The sequence below is a fragment of the Pseudomonas sp. P1.8 genome (assembly GCF_001269805.1).
Classification (GTDB): domain Bacteria; phylum Pseudomonadota; class Gammaproteobacteria; order Pseudomonadales; family Pseudomonadaceae; genus Aquipseudomonas.
This window is the reverse complement of the sequence record NZ_LHVM01000016.1, coordinates 1-18,044: the sequence shown is the minus strand read 5'-3', so window position 1 is coordinate 18,044 and position 18,044 is coordinate 1. Positions and strand designations below refer to the sequence as shown.

The following is an 18,044-nucleotide window of genomic DNA, read 5'->3' as shown; positions in this document are numbered from 1 at the left end:
ATCCGATCAGTGAGACAAAGTGTCCGTGGCGTTCAAAAGACGCGGCCCGGTGGACGAAGGCACCAGCAGCACGCTGTAACGCTCGCCCGCCTTGAGCTCGCCCAAATCCAGCGGATTACCGACGTTGGCGTTTGCACACACCAGTTGCACCGACAGGGTTACCGGGTTGATCGACCGACGCTGCAGACTGCCGACAGGCACCGCCTTGAACAGGTCGGCAGTACGCCCGGCAGGGCGCAGGCTGGCATCGGGGCACCCGGCGTCGACGTTGAAGAACGCCAGCGACGCCTTCAGGCCGTTGAAGTCGTCCGGCTGCTCGCGCACCGCGACTTGCCGGATCCCATTACCGTCTGGAATCGCGACCACCGTGGCGAATTCCCCGGGTTCGATTTTCAGGTCCATGGCCAGTTTTTGTGCACCACTGACCAAAGTACCCTTGACCGGACTGCTCGCCTGCACCGGGAAAAACAGCGACACCGGTTGCGCCGCTTCCAGGCGCATCGGCGGCTGACCCGCCTGAGCAATCACGTCCAATGGCGCGGTGCTGGCGTTGACGAAGCGAATGAACGCTGCGTCTTCGCTGGGACCGGTGGGATACAACGCAACTTCTGCACTGGCAAGGGTGCTGATCACCAACACCGGGAGGGCGATTAGCGCTGCGGACAACTTGGTCATTTTTTGGCGTCCTTGACGGCAGGTGCTTCGAGCAATGCCTTGCTGATGTCCTGGCTCCAGGTTTTGTAACCGGGCGCGGTCAAATGCTGTCCGTCGACCGTGGCCCATTGGCCTGGCTTGGAGAACTGCAACGAGTCGATATAGCTGCAGGGTGCAACGTTGCTGGCGAGAAACTTGGACGTCATTTCGACGCGGGCAAACGTCTTGCCGTATTTGCCGCCTTCGGTTCCCCAGTTCGGTCCGACCCAGACACAGCGGGTCCCGTTGGCCGAAATCTCCTTGGTCAGCGCGGTGGTCTGCTGCCATAGCCAGGCTTTGGGAAACGCGGGTTTGGTGTAGCTGGCCATGGTGTCGCCCATGACAATCAGAACCAGGTCCGGCTTGTCGCTGGCCAGCAACTGGCTGATCGGCAAGGTTGCGGCTTTGCCTCCCAGCACAACGGTCTTTTCGCTGTCGCGGCGCTCGGCACCACCACAGGTGCCCGGCGTGGCTTTGAGCCAGTCGCCAGCATTGGCGCCACAAATCCCCAGGGTATGCACTTTCGCGCCCTGTGCTACCAGGTTGTCATGCAGGCTGGAAATCAGATAGTCAGGCGTCGCCAGGTGGCTGTCGCCAATCATCAGGATAGTCATGCCCGCTAAAATCGATGCTGCCACGATAGAAACTCCTGCTACTCAATTCGAATAAGGGGAACGGTATGGACTGACCGGCATCGCCATGCGGCCGGTGAAGTCTTCGAACATGTACCGCAGGTACAAGCCGCCGGTCCACTGCTTGTAATCCTGGGCGTTATCCAGCCCCAGGCTGCCACCGAAAAAGACATTGTCGCCAAAACGGTATTCTGCGGCTGCATTGAGGTTGTAGCCGATGCCGGTTTTGTTCTGCGACGAAAAGTGGGTCGGCACACTGGTACCCGCCGCGGCATAAATCTGCGAGGCCTGCTCAAGTACCGCCTGCATGTCGCTGTCGTTCGGGAAATACGGTGAGGAGTCCTGCTCGATATGCTGCAGGCCTACCGCACCTTTTATCGAGTAGCTCAGGCGATCGGTCCGTTGCGACCAGCCGACAGGCACGCCGATGGAGAAGAAGTTCTGCGGGCTGAAGTAGCCGCCATTGCCATAGGTGAAATTGTTCTGGTTCTTGTCGTAGCTGATGCCTGTGAGGTTCAGCCCCAGCGTCAGTTGATGGCTATCGTCGTTAAGCAAGTACCAGTACACCCCGCTACCGGCTTCCACTCGGCTGTTGGATTCGACGTTGTTGCCCACCAGCTTGTGCGCACCACCATAACCGTATGCGCCGTAGTCGCCATTGTCGAAACTCAGCTGCAGGCGACCGCCATTGGCCGTGACGCCGCCCCACTTCAAGCCACTGCGGTCATCGCGGGTACCGGCAAAGGAGGTCAGGCTATCGTTGACCGGACGACGGGAAAGACTCAGGCCATAGCGAAAATCACTGTCTTCGCTGAAGGAGCGATCGATACTGATGCCGCCAATCGCGGTGCTGTACAGAAAGCCCACGGGGCTGGTGCCCAGGTCGGCCTTGAGGCCCAGTGAAGGGTTCTCGTAGGCAACCGCGAAGCCAACGCCACTGTCTTTCTGGCTTCCAACGGATCCGTCGATGCTGGCGTCGAACGCGTCCAATTGATCGGCCGTCGGACCGGTTGCGAGCAAACCTTGAAGTTCGCCAACCTTCGAATCACTGAAACCGCCAAACCGCGTCTGGGCAGAATCGCTCATTCCACCCGCATTCAACCACACCGGCGTGATACGCAAGGCAACGCGGTCATCACCCACCGGCAGGCTTATTTCCAACGGCGTTTCGACGTCAGTGATCTTGCTCAGTCCAGACTCACTGTCGTTGCTGCGGATGGTCGCACCCTGCGTGATTTGCGGGCTGCGCTCCTGGTTGATCTGATTGAGGGCGCTCTGCATCGACTGTCGCGCCTCGGCTTGAGGGTCCAGGGTTTTGGTTGAGGCCATACGAGGGGTTGCGTCGACACTGCCACGAGTCGGTTGTGGCATATAGGCTTCAGCGTCATCGTTCATCGCCAGCGTATTGGCAGCAGGCAGTCGCGTGGAAGGGACAGGTTCTTCGCTCGCGGTCGCAATCTGCACCTGAGCCGGTGCAGGAATCTGCGACAGTGTAGCCTCAGACAGTCGCGACTGGCTGCGTTGACCGCTTTTGCCCACGAATGGGTTGGCGGCAACGGTGCCGGCAAAAGGATTGGCATCTTCCTTGGCCGGTCCCTGCAATGCCAGCGCGCGCGCGTAAAGTTCAGCCGCTTTGGCGCTCTTGCCCTGGGTGCGATAAATGCCTGCGGCGGTCGCAAGAATCTGTGCATCGTTCGGCGCCAGCTCCAGTGCCTTTTCCGTGGCTTTCTCGGCCCCTCGAGCGTCACCGGACTTGCTCAAGGCCTGGGCCATGCCTATCTGCAATTGAGGATCATCCGGCGCTTTGTCGAGCAACGGTCGATAAAGCTCGATGGCTTTTTGGGCGTTGTTGTTGGCCAGGTACATACGCGCCAGCGAGCTGACTGCCAACGGGTCATTTGGACGCTGGGCCAAGGCAGGTGCAAGGGTATCGTAGGCGGCGACAAGGTCGCCCTTCTCACGCAGCAAATCGGCCTGGCGTATGGCGTACAAATACAGCAATTCGTCGTAGCTACGCTGATCGGCGGGCGACAATGGCTGGCTCTGCAACTCATGGAGCAACTGGTTGACCTGCATATCGTCACCGGTTTTGAGCAGCACACCGGCATAGGCCAAACGCAGTGCCGGCGAAGGAGTACTGCTCTGCGCGATAGCATTGCGCAGCATCGACAGCGCATGCTCGGTTTCGCCAGCATCCACATACGCTGATGCCAGCAGGCCCATGGACTCAGGTTTGCCATTGGCCGCCAGTTCGGCGCGGCGCAGCAAGGTGATGGCTTGAGTACGATTTCCCTGTTTGGCCAAGGTCGAAGCCTGGCTTGTCAGCGATTGCACCTGAACCTGCGCAGCCAGTTGCTGCATCGCTGTAGTGCGCTGGCTCAGCGGAATACGATCCAGGGTACTTTGTGCCGCCGTCCAATCACCCAACTGGCTCGACAACAGGGCGCTGGCGTACAAGGCGTCGATACGTTGCGGATCGGCCTTGAGCAGTTCTGCCATAGTTTGCCGGGCCTTGTCCGGGGTCTTGGCTTGGGCGTAATAACGCGCCAGATCGTAACGGATCCATACATTTTTCGGGTCATTGCGAACAGCTTCTTGCTGGGCGGCAATCGCGCCTTTCAAATCACCGCTGCTTTCGGCATTTTTTGCCTGTCCCACGGCGACAGCTGCACGCATCGGACGCAAATCACCAAGCCGTTGCTGCTGGGCCGGGTCCAACCCCTCAATCATCTTCAAGCCCTGGCTGGCCTGACCGTTTTGGGCCATCACTGTGATCAGTCCCAGCAGTGCGCCCGGGTTGTCATTGTCCAGTGTCAGTGCCCGGCGATAGCTCGCCTCGGCATTGTCCAGCTGGCTCAGTTCTGCCTGGACATCGCCCAGGGCAACGTAGCCCTCAACCTGACGCGGTTTGCTGGCGATCGCTTGCTGCAGGAAGCTGCGAGCCTTTTGCAAATCATGATTGGCCTTGGCCCTCTCGGCCTGCCCAAGCAGATCCCAGTAGCGATTGCTCTCCAGCGCCGACTGCCAGCGCGGATTGCCGCCACGGGCAGCAGCGCGGGTGAACAACTCATTGGCATCACCGAAACGGCCCTGACGCTGGCGCACGACGCCAAGGCCACCCAAGGCATCTGCGTCCTGGGACTGCTCTTTAAGGCGTGCGAGAAATGCCTGTTCGGCGATCGCGAGCTGATTGTCCTGCAAGGCTTTGAAACCACGCACCAAGAACGGACTCTGTTGTGCCGCCACGGCAGCAGCGCCACGGCTGTTCATTTGTGTACGGACTTCATCATCGTCCGGATTTGCCTTGAGATAGGCCTCGAACAATGGAATTTCAGCAGGCCGTGGCGAGCCCAGCCATGTCAGGCCTTCACGCCAGCTTTCGGTGGCCTCGCCTCCCAGTTCCGGCAGGGTCGACAATTGCCCGAGGCGCCGAATACCTTCGACCCGCGTGGTTTCATTGCGAATCAACAATTTGGCCAATGCCAATTTGACCTTGGCGTTGTCCGGGTTCTGTTGCAGCAAACGCTCCAGGCCCTGGCGCGCTTCACTCCAGCCGCCTGACGTGTAACCAAGGTAGCTGTAGAACTCCAGTCCAAGCTCACCTTGCGGTGGTTTGTCAGCAAAAATTTGTCGATAAATTGGTATTGCCTTATCCAGGTCACCCGCAGTGGCCAGCAACCGCGCCTGTTCCAGTTCATCGCCTTTTTCGCCGGCCTGCATGGCGATGGCTTGCTCGAGCAGCAAGGTCTGTGGCTCACCCGGATGGGACTGCCTGAGCTTGTCCAGATACTGATTCGCCCCTTCGATACGCTTGGCTTTGAGCTCAAGCAGACCCAGACCATAGAGCGCATCGGCTTGCTGTGGATCGATCAACAGCAGCTTTTTCCAGACTTCGGTCGCCCGGGCCTGGTTGTCTTGTGCCTGCCAGAACTGCCCCTGCTGCAGCAGCGCCTTGCCTGCGTCGTTGAGCGCGGCATGACTGCTGCTGTGAATCAGGGCGGCAAGTATCCCGAAGGCTACGGCGTGACGGCGCGCTGGCATTTCATCTCCCAGATCGGTTGCAACTTCCCGTGTTCGAGGAAGTGATAGCGATTGTCCATAAAGCCCAGCGAAAACAGGCTGAGTACAAAAAAGTAATAGGGTGGTTGAGCGGCCTTTACCGCTTCAGGCGTCAGGCTCTGTGCCATGAGTTGTTGCACGCGCAGAGCCTGCTGTTGTTGCAAAGATGCGTTCCCCAAGGCTTTGAAATACGGCAGCAGCGCGGCCGAAAATCCGAAAGGCCCGACACCGCTTCGCACCCCGCTTTGCGCTTGGACTTTCTCCGGCGGAACGCCATCGACTGCCGTGGCTTGCGCCATGCCACCGAGACTGTCGAGCAAGGGTTTGCGGAACCTGTCGCCAACGGGCATCAGGCCCACCCACAGGTAAGTGCGAATTGCATCATAACTGCCCAACTCACCTTTCACCGGGTCGACGATAAACTCGCCACTTTTAACACCGGTGGCGCGATAGCTTACCCAGTCGGCAACGTATCCCTTCGCGCTCACCGCTTTGATCAGGGTCACGGTGTTTTTGGTGATTTGCGCCCAGGGACCTTTGGGGTCAAATTCGGCAAAGCGACGCAGAATCGGCACAGGCATGTAGCTGGGGTTAAGTTGCCACTGGTTGGGCGCTTCCAGGTTTGGCTTGATGAAACCGACCTTGCCCGGCATCAGCATTTTGCCCAACCCCGGCAAATCGGCAACCTCTTGGGTCGCGACGTTGTGCAAGATCTGCCGCGCAGCCAGGGTGTAGGCGTCGACGTGCCACAAGCGTCCGGCTTCAAGCAAAGCGTAAGCAAACCACAGATCGGCGTCAGAGGCCGAGTTACTGTCCAGCAAACGCCAGCTTCCATTCTCGTCCAGTCCCCAGAACCACCCTGGCAGGTTCGTCTTGATATCCCCGCCGGCAAGGTTGTCCTGGCTCCAGCGCCACAATTTGTCGAACGTCACACGGTCATTGGCCACCAGCGCAAAGAACATCGCGTAAGACTGGCCTTCCGATGAGCTATGCCGTTGCGGTGTGCTGGCATCCAATACCCGACCATCGGGCTGCACGAAATGTTCGACGAAAGTTTGCCACAGCGGCCATGTCTCCTGACTGCAATTGCTCTCGGCACGCGCTGTTACAGGCAACAGCCAGGCCATCAGCAATGCCGACAGACTGAGCCATCGCGCACAACGCTCCAGAGTTTGCATGGCAGAGAATGGCTTCATCAACTGCACGGCCTCAAGACCCATTAAGACGACGTTTGGCGCGCGAACGCAGCGACAGATAAGCCAGGCAACTGAGCAGCAATACACCAACCCCTGTTAGCAACATCGTCAAAAGCACATGACGCGACAGCATCCACTGCAGATATTTGATCGGGCTCAGGCTGCCAACGTAATACTGCTCGTCCGCCACCAATGGTTCGATGGTTTTGCCGCGAACCACCACCAGGCTGCCCTGGATCGACTGGGAGTAATCCTCGCCACCGATCAAGGCGTTGGTCGCGTCCGCCAGCCCTGCGGGCTTGCCACTGGCAATCACTACCACGCTGCGGCCACTTTTGAGTGGCGATTCGAAGCCGGTCAGGTAGGTGCTGGGCTGACCACCGGAAAATGCCAGGGCCAAACGCGCCTTGCGTTGATTGGCTTCTGGATCGGGACTGAACCAGTCACGCACGCGCATCGGCAGATCAGATAGATGGAAACTTTGCTGGCCGTCATTACCGGCAGCAGGCAACTGATCGGCCCACTGGGTCAGCAACGGTTGGTTGGCGCCAGACGCAAGTACCAGCAAATCCTTGTCAGCGGCAGCCTGGATTTGCGCCGCCTGAATTACCAGCACAGCAGTGGCCGGGTAACCGGTGGACTGGCCGAAACGGCCGAGCACGGTCAGGTAGGCATCCAGCTCGGGAGCACCCGCGTTATCCGGGAGCACCACGGCAGTTTCCGACAGATCCGCCAGGCGCGTGAACGGAAAGCCCGCATCCTTGAAGACGCCAAGGTTCGGCATGGCCATGAAGTGATCATAGCCACTCAGGTCGAGTGTCGACTCCGGATCGACGCTGCCGCGCATGTTGTCGATAATGATGTCGCCGCACTCGCCCTGTTTGATGTAATCGAACATGTAGCGCAGTTGCAGACGCGATTGCAGGGCGACCGAATTCAATGGCAGGCGCACGCGGATTTCGCGATCCAGTGTGTCGTTGAGTTTCAGGGCGGAGAGCACACCGCTGTCGAGCTTGTCCTGGGACAACAGGTTCTGCGACTGGATCAAACCATCGTTGAAGCTGACGATAAATGACGAGTTGGTCGATTTCTCTTGCGGCGTATAACGGTATTTGAGGTGCAGCGGTGCACCTTCATCACGCCAGGTAAACAGGTCTGGCGCAAAGTTCAGCGGTACCGTGATGTCGCCCGGGTTGTAGCCCGATACGTTGAATTGTTTGGCCGGCAGCAGCTCGCCAAGTTTGACCGGACGATCGCCAGGCAACCAGTTCGGAGCATCATAAGGCTTGCGCGGTTGCACCTGGTCGAGACGATCGATCACGACGCTACTGCCCGACAGTGCCTGGCTACCGAGCACCAGCGCCGTGGCCGCCTGCTTGAGTTCGGCACCATCACGTCCGATGATCACCAACAACTTGCCATTGGCGTCATTGGGGTTGGTCATCACGGTCAGCGTGGGGCCCTTGGCTTCAGGCAGGCTCAAGCCACCAACCTGCAGCGCGCCAGGACCGCTGAGCAGCACCACCGCATTGCCATGGGCCGGTATCTGGTTAAAGCGCGAGGAAAATGTCGCTCCGCGATAACTGGCCTGGGCGCCGAACCAGGATGACAACGCGCCGGCCGCCTCCAGGGTGGTGTTATCCGGTGTGCCGGCAAACACGAACGGCAGGTTCAGTGCCCGGGCATCGCGGCGGTCGAAGAACGGCAGCGGCATGATTGACAAGTCGTTCGGCAAAGCCAGCGGCGACACCTCGATACTCAGCTCGGTTGCGTTGCTGATCTTCGCCCACAGGCTGGAATGCTGCGGGTCTTCACAGCCCATGGTGTAATGACCGACGAATTGCAGACTCAGGCGGTTGAACTCGGTGATCAGGTGCGCCGGGATATCGACCACCTGCTTCTGCAATTGCCCGGCATTTTCCTTGGGCAACGGCAGGCTTGCGGCCACTTCATCGTTGACCATGACGTTGATCTGCGACAGATCCGCCAGCAGCGACGGCGAATAGGTGTACTGCAACGTCAGCTTGGCGCCCGTGACAATCGAATCGGCGCGCACATCGAAGTTGACGCTGTCGGTAGACTCCACCCCGCGCAGGCTCATTGGATAGTTCCGACCCAATTGCTTGAGCGTCATGCTGTAACCGGTGGCACCCGGTGCCACGTCCGCCGGCTCCGTTTCGGCGTAGACCGCAGTGCCACCACCCAAAGCCAGCAAGGCGCACGCCAGGCGTGCCAGTGCGCGGTCGCGCAGATTAGCGAAAGCGAAAGACTTCGAGTTCATCACTTGTCCAAAACGTTTTCTAGGGAAGGTGGGGTGGCGCGGCGGCGACGTAACAGACGCCGTGTTTCCATGACCGTGGCTTTGAAGAGTTCGTAGATGCCACGCAGGCCAATACCGCTGACATCACGCAAGGCAGCCAGTGGCGTATCGACTTGACCGCCGCCCCAGGTCGCGGCCCAGGTGTCGGCGCGGGAAAAGGTCAGGCGTATCAACTCACTTTGCTGACGCAGGGTCAGCCCGTCGAATTGCGCTCCCAGAAGGCCATCGCGACTGAAAACGACGACCGCCGGGAACACACTCAATTGTTGATTGCGGAACAGCGAAATTTTCACCCGTTCGCCCTGAGGTACAAGGTCGCCCCCCTGCAATCGGAAGCCCAGGCCTTTTTGCGAGAAGTCCTGGGTCACGCCTTCGACCGTGGTGCCATCGGCACGGGTCAGACGCATCGGCAGAGCCGCTGCCACGCGCGGCTCGGAGCGCACCTGACGTGTTTCACTGGCCACCGCCACGGAGGCGCTGGTGATGATGAGGTTGTAGACGGTCCACGCCAGGTTGATCAGGATGGTGGTGGTGGCGCCCTCGGCGCCTTCCATCAGCCGGACCACTCCGTAGATCAGACCCGCAGCATTCAGGATCAGCAGCACGATGTAAGGACGAGCCAGCTTCCACTCGAAATACTTTTCTTCGATGACTCCCCCCTTGTCGGTGACATTGAAGCCACCAAACTTGGGATTGACCAGCGCCATCAGTACCGGCCCCATGATGTACCAGGCCAGAACCGTCTCGTAGACCTCGTTCCAGAACGAATGCCGGAAACGTCCTTGAATGCTGGAGTTGGTCAAACTCGCGTGGAGAATGTGCGGCAGTACATAGGCCGTGATCATCAACGCCGAGGCATGAAATATCTGCGCATCGAAAAACAGAAAGGCCAGGGGTGCCGTGAGAAACGCAAGGCGCGGCAAACCGTAGAAAAAGTGCAGCATCGCGTTCAGGTAACACAGACGCTGACCGAGATTCAGGCCTTTGCCGAACAGTGGATTGTCGGTGCGGAAAATCTGCGCCATGCCTCGTGCCCAGCGAATCCGCTGGCTGATGTGCCGCGACAGGCTTTCCGTCGCCAGCCCGGCCGCCTGAGGAATGGCAAGATAGGCGGTGTTGTAACCGGCGCGGTTGAGCTTGAGCGCAGTGTGAGCATCTTCGGTCACGGTTTCGACGGCCACACCACCGATTTCCAGCAACGGCGCTCGTCGAATGACCGCGCAGGAGCCGCAGAAGAACGTGGCGTTCCACAAGTCATTGCCATCTTGCACCAACCCGTAGAACAACTCGCCCTCGTTCGGTACGGAGCGGAAGGTATTGAGGTTCTTCTCGAAAGGGTCCGGGGAGAAGAAAAAGTGCGGCGTTTGCAGCATCGCCAGCTTCGGGTCCTTGATGAACCAGCCGACACAAACTTGCAGGAAAGAGCGTGTCGGTACGTGATCGGCATCGAAAATGGTCACGAACTCGCCACTGGTAACTTTTAGCGCTTCGTTCAGGTTGCCCGCCTTGGCGTGACGGTTGTTGTCACGAACGATGTAGCCCACGCCGATCTGCTCGCAGAAGTCGCGGAAATCTTCGCGGCGTCCGTCATCGAGCACATGCACACGCAGCTTGTCCCTAGGCCAGTCGATGGCTTGGGCGGCGAAGATCGTGACTTTCACGATATCGAGGGTTTCATTGTAGGAAGGGATGAACACATCGACCGTTGGCCACTCGCTCGGCGGAGCGCTCATCAACACCGGTTTGCGGCGCAAGGGCCACGCGGTTTGCAGGTACCCGAACACCAGCACGATCATCGCGTACAGCTCGGCCAGAACCAGCCCGTAACCGAACAGCATGTCGACCCATCCCTCAAATCCGAGGGTGGAGGTGAGCCGCCAGTACAGATAACGCAGTGAAGCGGTCAGAGACAGCCCGATGAGTATCAGCACCGTCAGGCGGCCTGGAACTTTGCGCAGCAGCAGAGCAGCAATAAAGCAGCCAAGGGCGAAAATGCACTGCGAGTACAAGTCGAACGGGACTGTGATGATAAACAACGCCAGCAGGCCGCACAGCAATGTGACGCCGATGGTCATCACCCGACGCAACGACCCGGGCATTTTGTCCAGGCGATCGGAAACCGCCTGAGCGAAGCGCTGAGACGGGGTCAGGGGTGACGTTTCTGGTGTCGAAGGGTTGATCACGAGGCGTATGACTCTGCAACATCCATGGATTTCAACTGCGCCTTGAGTGTGTCAATCAACATCATCATGTCCTGGCAGGCCTTGGACGATTCGGCCTCCAGCAGAGGATTGTGACCGTATGCCAGCGCTTCGCCAACGGCATGATCCAGTGCAACTACACCTAGCAGATTCGAACCCAGCCGACGCTTGAGCACTTCATGCATATCGCGGCAGAACATGCGAGAGCCGTCGAACTGGTTAATCACGTAATTGCACTTCGGCGCCTGCCCAACGGACATGTGCTCGGTCAGAATCCGCTCCACCTGCTCAAGCGTGACGAAACACGCCGCATCGGCAGTCGCGACAACGAGTACCTGGTCGGCCACCATCAGGGCTTGATCCAGGTAGGCAGTGCGACCAGGGGGAGTGTCGAGAATCACCACATCGTTTTCGCCCAGGTCCATCTTCGCCAATTGACCGGCCAGCCAGTAACGATCGTTTGCCAGATAGCGCTCCAGCGTCCTACGCTCCGCTTCAGTCACCACGCCATAAGGCAATACCAGCGCACCTGCAGAACCGGTCAATAGCAGTGAATTCCAGTTTTCACCATTAAGGCTTGCGCTGCCCAGGCCCGCTACATCCGGCTGAGCCCCCAAGTGATGTTGCAAAGCGTTTTGTGGATCAAGATCAATGGCCAGTGTTTTTGCGCCTTCCAGCCGCAAAGCGGTGGCCAATGCCGAAGACAGCGTTGTCTTGCCGACACCTCCTTTGGCCGATATCACCGCAATGACATGGGCCGGTGACTTGGCTGGACGAACTTGAGGTAAAACCTGGCGCAGCGCCTCTTCGTTACGCGCCTGCGCCTCAGCCTGACGCGCCAATGCCACTTCAGCCAACAAGTGGCGAAGTGGGGTCTCAGACGGCGAAACATCCCGAGCCGGCATACGGGTCTCGTTAGCGAGCTTTGATTTGATCAACGGAGCTTCATTGATGTTTTTCTGCGGTTGAACGCTTTCAACGACGACGGCCGCCTGCGGCATCGGTGCCAGCGCGAGAGGCTTTTCCTTGTAATCGAATTGACTTCCGAACTCGAGATAACTGTCCGCACTTGCTCCGAACCTGTTGAATAGATTCGATATATCGTCTGTTCGATTCATAATGGATTACCCGAGTCGCTGGCACATAAAGAGCATGTAGCTCGTGAATTCAATAATGCGAGCCATCAAAATGATATCGCCAATATTTTGATTGCCGCAAGTGTAATATCGGATCGCGATTAAAAAAAATCTTTTTATCGCCATGTTTTTGACGGAAAAACAGCATTATTTATTTGGCGCGCTATCTGAACGTCGAACCCTGATCGCACCACAAGCGCCGGTCTACGCGGCCTGAACGACGGCGCGGTATTATCCTGCATACCATTCAGAGGCGCACATGATTTTCGGCGAATGGCGCCCATCTAGATGGATGGTCTCGATAGAATGCATAAAATGTTAAAGCAATTAACGGACCAGTTGAACTAATTTATATAGGGCATTAATGACAAGCTGAATATAAATCTTTCAAATCAAGATCTTAGTTACAAGCATGAAGTTACTTCAACGGCAAAGAGCAAAGAGCGAATTCAGTTAAGAATTTGACACTGCTCGGGCATCCCTTTACTGGCGCGGCATTGTCTATGCTGCTGTCACATGGTGCCGGCTTACTTATGAGGGATTCGCAATGTTTTACGTGCAACGCGATGCAGAAGGACAACTGGTCCGTGTGGAAGCACAAGCCTACCCCGAGGCCACGGAAACACTGCCTGCGGAACATCCGGAGCTCAAGGATTGGTTAGCCAACAAAAAACTGGCTTCCAACCTCAAACGACTCAGACAAAGCGATCCGGAAATGATCCGGGTGCTCGACGACTTGATTCAGGCGCTGACAGACAAAGGCGTGATCCGTGTCACCGACCTGCCGATTGCCGCGCAAGCCAAGCTCATGGACCGTACTCAGGCCCGTGAAGCACTGGGTGGTTTGAGCCATTTGATTGATGAGGATGAAAGCGGATTGATCTGATCACTTTTCAGTGACTGTTCCAGCCACATCGCGAGCTGGACCGCCTCGAGATAACCATTCAAATCCCGAGTGGGAGCAAGCCTGCTGGCGATAGCTGCTCTGACAACCCGGTTCGGAAACCTTACTGCCAAGGCTTGGGCTCACCGAACAACTGCCCCTGTGCCCCATACATGCCCATCTCGCGAATGACCGACAACTCACCTTGTGTCTCAACCCGTTCGGCAATCAGCGGCAAATCGATGCTGTGTGCCGCCCGCTGGATTGCCTCGATGAACAGGCGCTTGTCAGTCTCCAGATCAATCGCCCGTATGTAACTGCCGTCGATCTTCAGATAGGCCAGCCCCAGCCGCGCCAGATTACCGATCATGCTGAAGCGGCCACCAAAATGTTGCAGACTCAATGAGAAGCCTAGTTCGCGCAGGCGTCGAGTCAGTTGCTCCAGCACTGCTTGTTCGGGCAATTGCTCTTCGCCGATTTCCAGGGTCAGGCGCGGACCGAGATTGGAATGCGCGCGCAAAAGTTCGAAGACTTTGTTTTGCGCCTGGGGGTCGGTCAGGGTCGCCGAAGACAGGTTCAGCGCCAGCGACTGGTCATGCTCATCCATTTGCTCCAGCACCCGTTCGAGCATCATTTGATCGAGCCGTACGGTCCAGCCGAAGCGCTCCAGCCATGGCAGGAAACGCCCGGCGGGAATGGTCTGGCCCTGATCGTCGAGCAGCCGCGACAACACTTTATAATGCAGCACCAGTTGAGTGTCCTGGGCGGCCACCACCGGTTGGAAATAAAGCTGGAAACGCCGCTGAGTCAGCGCCTGATCGAGCAGCCGGTGCCAGGCATGGTGATCATCACCGACGCTGGCCGAAAGGTTGTGCTCCAGGCATGCCCAGTTCTGTTCTCCCTGGCTTTCTGCCTGGGCCAGAGCCTGATCACCGAGGTTGAGCACGGCCTGCGGTGAATCACCATGAGCAAACGGCGCCAGGCCAATCGACGCAACAGCCGGCACATCCGTCGCACCCGTGGAGTGAAGGCTGGCCAGGGCACTGTCGAGCTGTTGTGCCAGATGCAACGCCTCCTCGCGCACCAACCCCGGCGCCAGCACGGCAAATTCGCCACCCCGAATACGCGTCACCAGGTTCTGGGTTTCCGGGTATTTGGCGCACTCGCGAGACAGTTGCTCGCCCACCGCCTTGAGCACTTCATCGGTGCGCTGGCCACCGAGGCGCTGATTGAGACCTGCCAGATCCTTGACTCGCAACAGCAGCAGATAACCCGAGCTGGCCTGTTCCGGATTACTCACCCTCGCATTCAACTGCATCTCGAAGTAACGTCGGTTGGCCAACCCGGTCAATGTGTCCTGATAGGACTCGGCCCGCAGCTTTTCACTGCGCTCGGCCTGCTCCTGAAACAGCGCCTTGAGCTTCTCGACCATTTGGTTCATGGCCTGCACCACCCGACGCAGTTCGGGGGTTCGCGGCAGTTCCGGCAGGCTGAGAAACTCCCGTCGGGCGATGGCGTGGGATTGCTTGACCATGTAATCGAGCGGCCTCAACTGCCGGCGCAGCAAGAGCGCGCCAAGCCCGGCGCTGACTGCTCCGCAGAGCAACAACCACCCCAGGCTGCCCAATGCGCTTTGCCACAATTTGCCGACGGCGAACATCGGGTGACTGACCACCTCGACACGCGCCGCCTGCTCCCAACCACGACTGACGATTGCATCGCCACCGGCAGGCTCCAGGCCGATCAGCTCGACGAACCAGTCCGGCACATGAGTGACCGCTGGAATGCCACTGCGCTCGACTAAAGGCTGATCGGTTTTCAAATCGACGACGCGAATGCTCGCGTAGTAACCGCTGTCGAAGATCGAACTCACCAGCAACTCGACCATCGCCGGATCGTCGATATTCGGAGTCAGCGATAGCGCCAATGCCGTTGCCGCATCCTGAGCGTGGGAGCGCAACTGGTTGACGTACTGAGTGCGCGAGCTCTCCAGGCTGACCATGAAGCTGCCGGTGAAAGCGACAACCAGGAACAGACAGATAGCAATCAACAGCTGTTTGAACAAAGACATCTGAGCACATGCTCCTAGTGAGTCGTCTCGACCGGGAAATCTTCGGCCGGCGTTTTTCAACACATCCTGTCAGCGCGACAAGCGCTTGGTACCACCGACCTTCTTGTTGCCTTACCAAGCCGAGAAGACGCAGGCTGAGGTACTTGGCTATAGCGTAGTCTTCACAATCGCCGGCGCCCTTCGGCTGATCAGGGAAAAATCCGGGGATCGCTAAACGCGCCGCCAATACGAGGCATTCAGGATAGGTAGGAGGGTGCTCTTGAAGAGTGAAGATAAACCCAAGAGACAATGGCACGATGAGATCATCGGGGCACGCTAAACTGTAAATAAGGCATTCGATTGCCCGATTGACAAGGTGCCAGGCAGTCACTAATGTCTTTTGGATCCAAAATATCTGCCAATCAGAGTGCGTTGTAGTGACAAAAAAGCCCAATCCTCTCAGCAGTATCCAGGTCAATGGGCCGATTCCCTCGCATCTGGCACGCGCAGTGATCGAACAAACCCTGCGCTCGGCCATACTCGACGGACGCATTCCCTGTGGTACCGCCCTTCGCCAGCAGGATCTGGCCGACCTGTTCGGCGTCAGCCGCATGCCTGTTCGCGAAGCCTTGCGCCAACTCGAAGCACAAGCTCTGCTCAACGTGATCGCTCATAAAGGTGCTGTTGTCGCGCCATTGGTCCAGGGCGACGCCGTGGAGACGTACGCGTTGCGAATTCTGCTGGAATCGCAAGCCTTGCGCCTCTCAGTGCCGCTGCTTGAGGAAGAGGATGTTGAACAGGCTCGTCGATACATCGAAGCCCTGGAGTCCGAGCACGACTTCACGGAGATCGGGCGACTCAACCGGCTCTTTCACATGACGCTTTACTGCCGGACACCCAATCGCCGACTGTTGAAACTGGTCGAAGACGGTCTGAATGAAGAGGAGCGTTTCTTGCGGTTCAATCTGGAGTCCATGGGGTTGGGCAAACTGTCAGAGGACGATCACCGAGCGCTGTTGCAGGCCGCGCAAGACCGGGATGTCGACCGCTCGGTGAATTTGCTTGAGCATCACCTGAATCGGGCGGTGGAGGTCATCACACGCTACCTCAACAGCCCGGAAGTTGTGGCCAGAAACACTCCAAAGTGATCCTCAGTACAGTGGAACAAACTTTGTTCTCATAATGCCTATCGGCGTAACGGCGCCTTGCCAAACCTGGGCAGTAGGGTCGCCTAACAATTCGATGCGCGCCACTTGTTGGCTTGCGTGTGGGATGGTGGCATTTGCCGCTGCGACAATTAGCAATTCGTTCTCATTGGTACTCGCCCATACGCAAAAGCCAGCCCCTGGACTCAGGCGCTGGCTTTTTTACATCTGCCGCTTTTTTCTAGTCCCGGAAATGACAAAACCCCTGTCTGCGTTAGCAGACAGGGGTTTTGGAAATCAATCTTGACGATGACCTACTCTCACATGGGGAAACCCCACACTACCATCGGCGATGCATCGTTTCACTGCTGAGTTCGGGATGGGATCAGGTGGTTCCAATGCTCTATGGTCGTCAAGAAATTCTGTGTGCGAGTCCGTCGTTGACGACGTGCCAGCGAATTCTTGATGTTTCTACTTTAAAGACAAAACCCCAACTGCTTTCGCAATTGGGGTTTCGGAATTTAATCTTGACGATGACCTACTCTCACATGGGGAAACCCCACACTACCATCGGCGATGCATCGTTTCACTGCTGAGTTCGGGATGGGATCAGGTGGTTCCAATGCTCTATGGTCGTCAAGAAATTCGGGTACCGAATCGTGGCCAGTCGGCCGCGCTTCAGCAAATTGGGGATGTGATAGAAATCGGTGTTTTGTGAGATACGAACTTTCGGTTCATTGCGTCTTCACACACCGCAATCTGGCCTTTCGACTCAAATTGCTTGGGTGTTATATGGTCAAGCCTCACGGGCAATTAGTATTGGTTAGCTCAACGCCTCACAGCGCTTACACACCCAACCTATCAACGTCGTAGTCTTCGACGGCCCTTCAGGGGACTCAAGGTCCCAGTGAGATCTCATCTTGAGGCTAGTTTCCCGCTTAGATGCTTTCAGCGGTTATCTATTCCGAACATAGCTACCCGGCAATGCCACTGGCGTGACAACCGGAACACCAGAGGTTCGTCCACTCCGGTCCTCTCGTACTAGGAGCAGCCCCTCTCAAATCTCAAACGTCCACGGCAGATAGGGACCGAACTGTCTCACGACGTTCTAAACCCAGCTCGCGTACCACTTTAAATGGCGAACAGCCATACCCTTGGGACCGGCTTCAGCCCCAGGATGTGATGAGCCGACATCGAGGTGCCAAACACCGCCGTCGATATGAACTCTTGGGCGGTATCAGCCTGTTATCCCCGGAGTACCTTTTATCCGTTGAGCGATGGCCCTTCCATACAGAACCACCGGATCACTAAGACCTACTTTCGTACCTGCTCGACGTGTCTGTCTCGCAGTCAAGCGCGCTTTTGCCTTTATACTCTACGACCGATTTCCGACCGGTCTGAGCGCACCTTCGTACTCCTCCGTTACTCTTTAGGAGGAGACCGCCCCAGTCAAACTACCCACCATACACTGTCCTCGATCCGGATAACGGACCTGAGTTAGAACCTCAAAGTTGCCAGGGTGGTATTTCAAGGTTGGCTCCACGCGAACTGGCGTCCACGCTTCAAAGCCTCCCACCTATCCTACACAAGCAAATTCAAAGTCCAGTGCAAAGCTATAGTAAAGGTTCACGGGGTCTTTCCGTCTAGCCGCGGATACACTGCATCTTCACAGCGATTTCAATTTCACTGAGTCTCGGGTGGAGACAGCGCCGCCATCGTTACGCCATTC

10 protein-coding genes and 3 rRNA genes are annotated in these 18,044 nt (G+C 57.6%); 2 read left to right on the top strand and 11 right to left on the bottom strand.

All coding sequences use genetic code 11. The annotated features are described in order from the left end of the window. Positions 1-6: 6 nt before the first annotated feature. The 7 genes from AD668_RS16630 to bcsQ are packed head-to-tail and all read right to left on the bottom strand — an operon-like array spanning position 7 to position 12,219. Positions 7-675 (bottom strand): alginate O-acetyltransferase AlgF, encoded by a 669-nt coding sequence (locus AD668_RS16630; protein WP_053160652.1) that lies wholly within the window; start codon positions 673-675, stop codon positions 7-9. Beyond that, entirely contained in the window at positions 672-1,295 is a 624-nt protein-coding gene (locus AD668_RS16625) for an SGNH/GDSL hydrolase family protein (protein WP_053161329.1), read from the bottom strand. Before AD668_RS16625 ends, AD668_RS16630 begins: the two co-directional genes overlap by 4 nt. A gap of 54 nt (positions 1,296-1,349) precedes the next feature. After that, the gene (locus AD668_RS16620) at positions 1,350-5,366 is read right to left on the bottom strand and encodes a cellulose biosynthesis protein BcsC (protein ID WP_053160651.1); all 4,017 of its coding nucleotides are present in this window, start codon (positions 5,364-5,366) and stop codon (positions 1,350-1,352) included. Then, a complete protein-coding gene (gene bcsZ / locus AD668_RS16615) occupies positions 5,342-6,580 on the bottom strand; it encodes a cellulose synthase complex periplasmic endoglucanase BcsZ (protein ID WP_156322360.1) in 1,239 nt (412 codons plus the stop codon). Before bcsZ ends, AD668_RS16620 begins: the two co-directional genes overlap by 25 nt. A gap of 13 nt (positions 6,581-6,593) precedes the next feature. Next, entirely contained in the window at positions 6,594-8,861 is a 2,268-nt protein-coding gene (gene bcsB, locus AD668_RS16610) for a cellulose biosynthesis cyclic di-GMP-binding regulatory protein BcsB (RefSeq protein WP_053160650.1), read from the bottom strand. After that, positions 8,861-11,083: a UDP-forming cellulose synthase catalytic subunit gene (gene bcsA / locus AD668_RS16605; protein ID WP_053160649.1), complete on the bottom strand. Its 2,223-nt coding sequence runs from the start codon at positions 11,081-11,083 to the stop codon at positions 8,861-8,863. Before bcsA ends, bcsB begins: the two co-directional genes overlap by 1 nt. Beyond that, the gene (gene bcsQ / locus AD668_RS16600; protein WP_053160648.1) at positions 11,080-12,219 is read right to left on the bottom strand and encodes a cellulose biosynthesis protein BcsQ; all 1,140 of its coding nucleotides are present in this window, start codon (positions 12,217-12,219) and stop codon (positions 11,080-11,082) included. The genes bcsA and bcsQ overlap by 4 nt, the downstream gene beginning before the upstream one ends. 565 nt (positions 12,220-12,784) lie before the next feature. Here bcsQ and AD668_RS16595 point away from each other — a divergent pair. Then, on the top strand, positions 12,785-13,123 hold the full coding sequence (locus AD668_RS16595) for a hypothetical protein (protein ID WP_053160647.1): 339 nt from the start codon (positions 12,785-12,787) through the stop codon (positions 13,121-13,123). Positions 13,124-13,244: 121 nt separating this feature from the next. On the opposite strand, the gene lapD is transcribed toward AD668_RS16595, so the two are convergent. Continuing rightward, entirely contained in the window at positions 13,245-15,191 is a 1,947-nt protein-coding gene (lapD, locus tag AD668_RS16590; protein ID WP_053160646.1) for a cyclic di-GMP receptor LapD, read from the bottom strand. Between the two features lie 416 nt (positions 15,192-15,607). Between lapD and AD668_RS16585 the strand changes: the two genes are divergently transcribed. Then, positions 15,608-16,318 (top strand): GntR family transcriptional regulator, encoded by a 711-nt coding sequence (locus tag AD668_RS16585; protein ID WP_053160645.1) that lies wholly within the window; start codon positions 15,608-15,610, stop codon positions 16,316-16,318. A gap of 298 nt (positions 16,319-16,616) precedes the next feature. Here the strand turns inward: AD668_RS16585 and rrf (AD668_RS16580) are convergent. From rrf (AD668_RS16580) to AD668_RS16570, 3 genes are all read right to left on the bottom strand, one after another. Further along, positions 16,617-16,732: ribosomal RNA gene (rrf, locus tag AD668_RS16580) — 5S ribosomal RNA — on the bottom strand. A gap of 108 nt (positions 16,733-16,840) precedes the next feature. Continuing rightward, positions 16,841-16,956: ribosomal RNA gene (rrf, locus tag AD668_RS16575) — 5S ribosomal RNA — on the bottom strand. 151 nt (positions 16,957-17,107) lie between these two features. Continuing rightward, a 23S ribosomal RNA gene (locus AD668_RS16570) occupies positions 17,108-18,044 on the bottom strand; the annotation flags it as partial.

Coding starts and splice junctions, on each gene's coding strand:
- AD668_RS16630 (WP_053160652.1), bottom strand. CDS start 675: ATGACCAAGTTGTCCGCAGCGCTAATCGCCCTCCCGGTGTTGGTGATC.
- AD668_RS16625 (WP_053161329.1), bottom strand. CDS start 1,295: ATGATTGGCGACAGCCACCTGGCGACGCCTGACTATCTGATTTCCAGC.
- AD668_RS16620 (WP_053160651.1), bottom strand. CDS start 5,366: ATGCCAGCGCGCCGTCACGCCGTAGCCTTCGGGATACTTGCCGCCCTG.
- bcsZ (WP_156322360.1), bottom strand. CDS start 6,580: ATGAAGCCATTCTCTGCCATGCAAACTCTGGAGCGTTGTGCGCGATGG.
- bcsB (WP_053160650.1), bottom strand. CDS start 8,861: ATGAACTCGAAGTCTTTCGCTTTCGCTAATCTGCGCGACCGCGCACTG.
- bcsQ (WP_053160648.1), bottom strand. CDS start 12,219: ATGAATCGAACAGACGATATATCGAATCTATTCAACAGGTTCGGAGCA.
- AD668_RS16595 (WP_053160647.1), top strand. CDS start 12,785: ATGTTTTACGTGCAACGCGATGCAGAAGGACAACTGGTCCGTGTGGAA.
- lapD (WP_053160646.1), bottom strand. CDS start 15,191: ATGTCTTTGTTCAAACAGCTGTTGATTGCTATCTGTCTGTTCCTGGTT.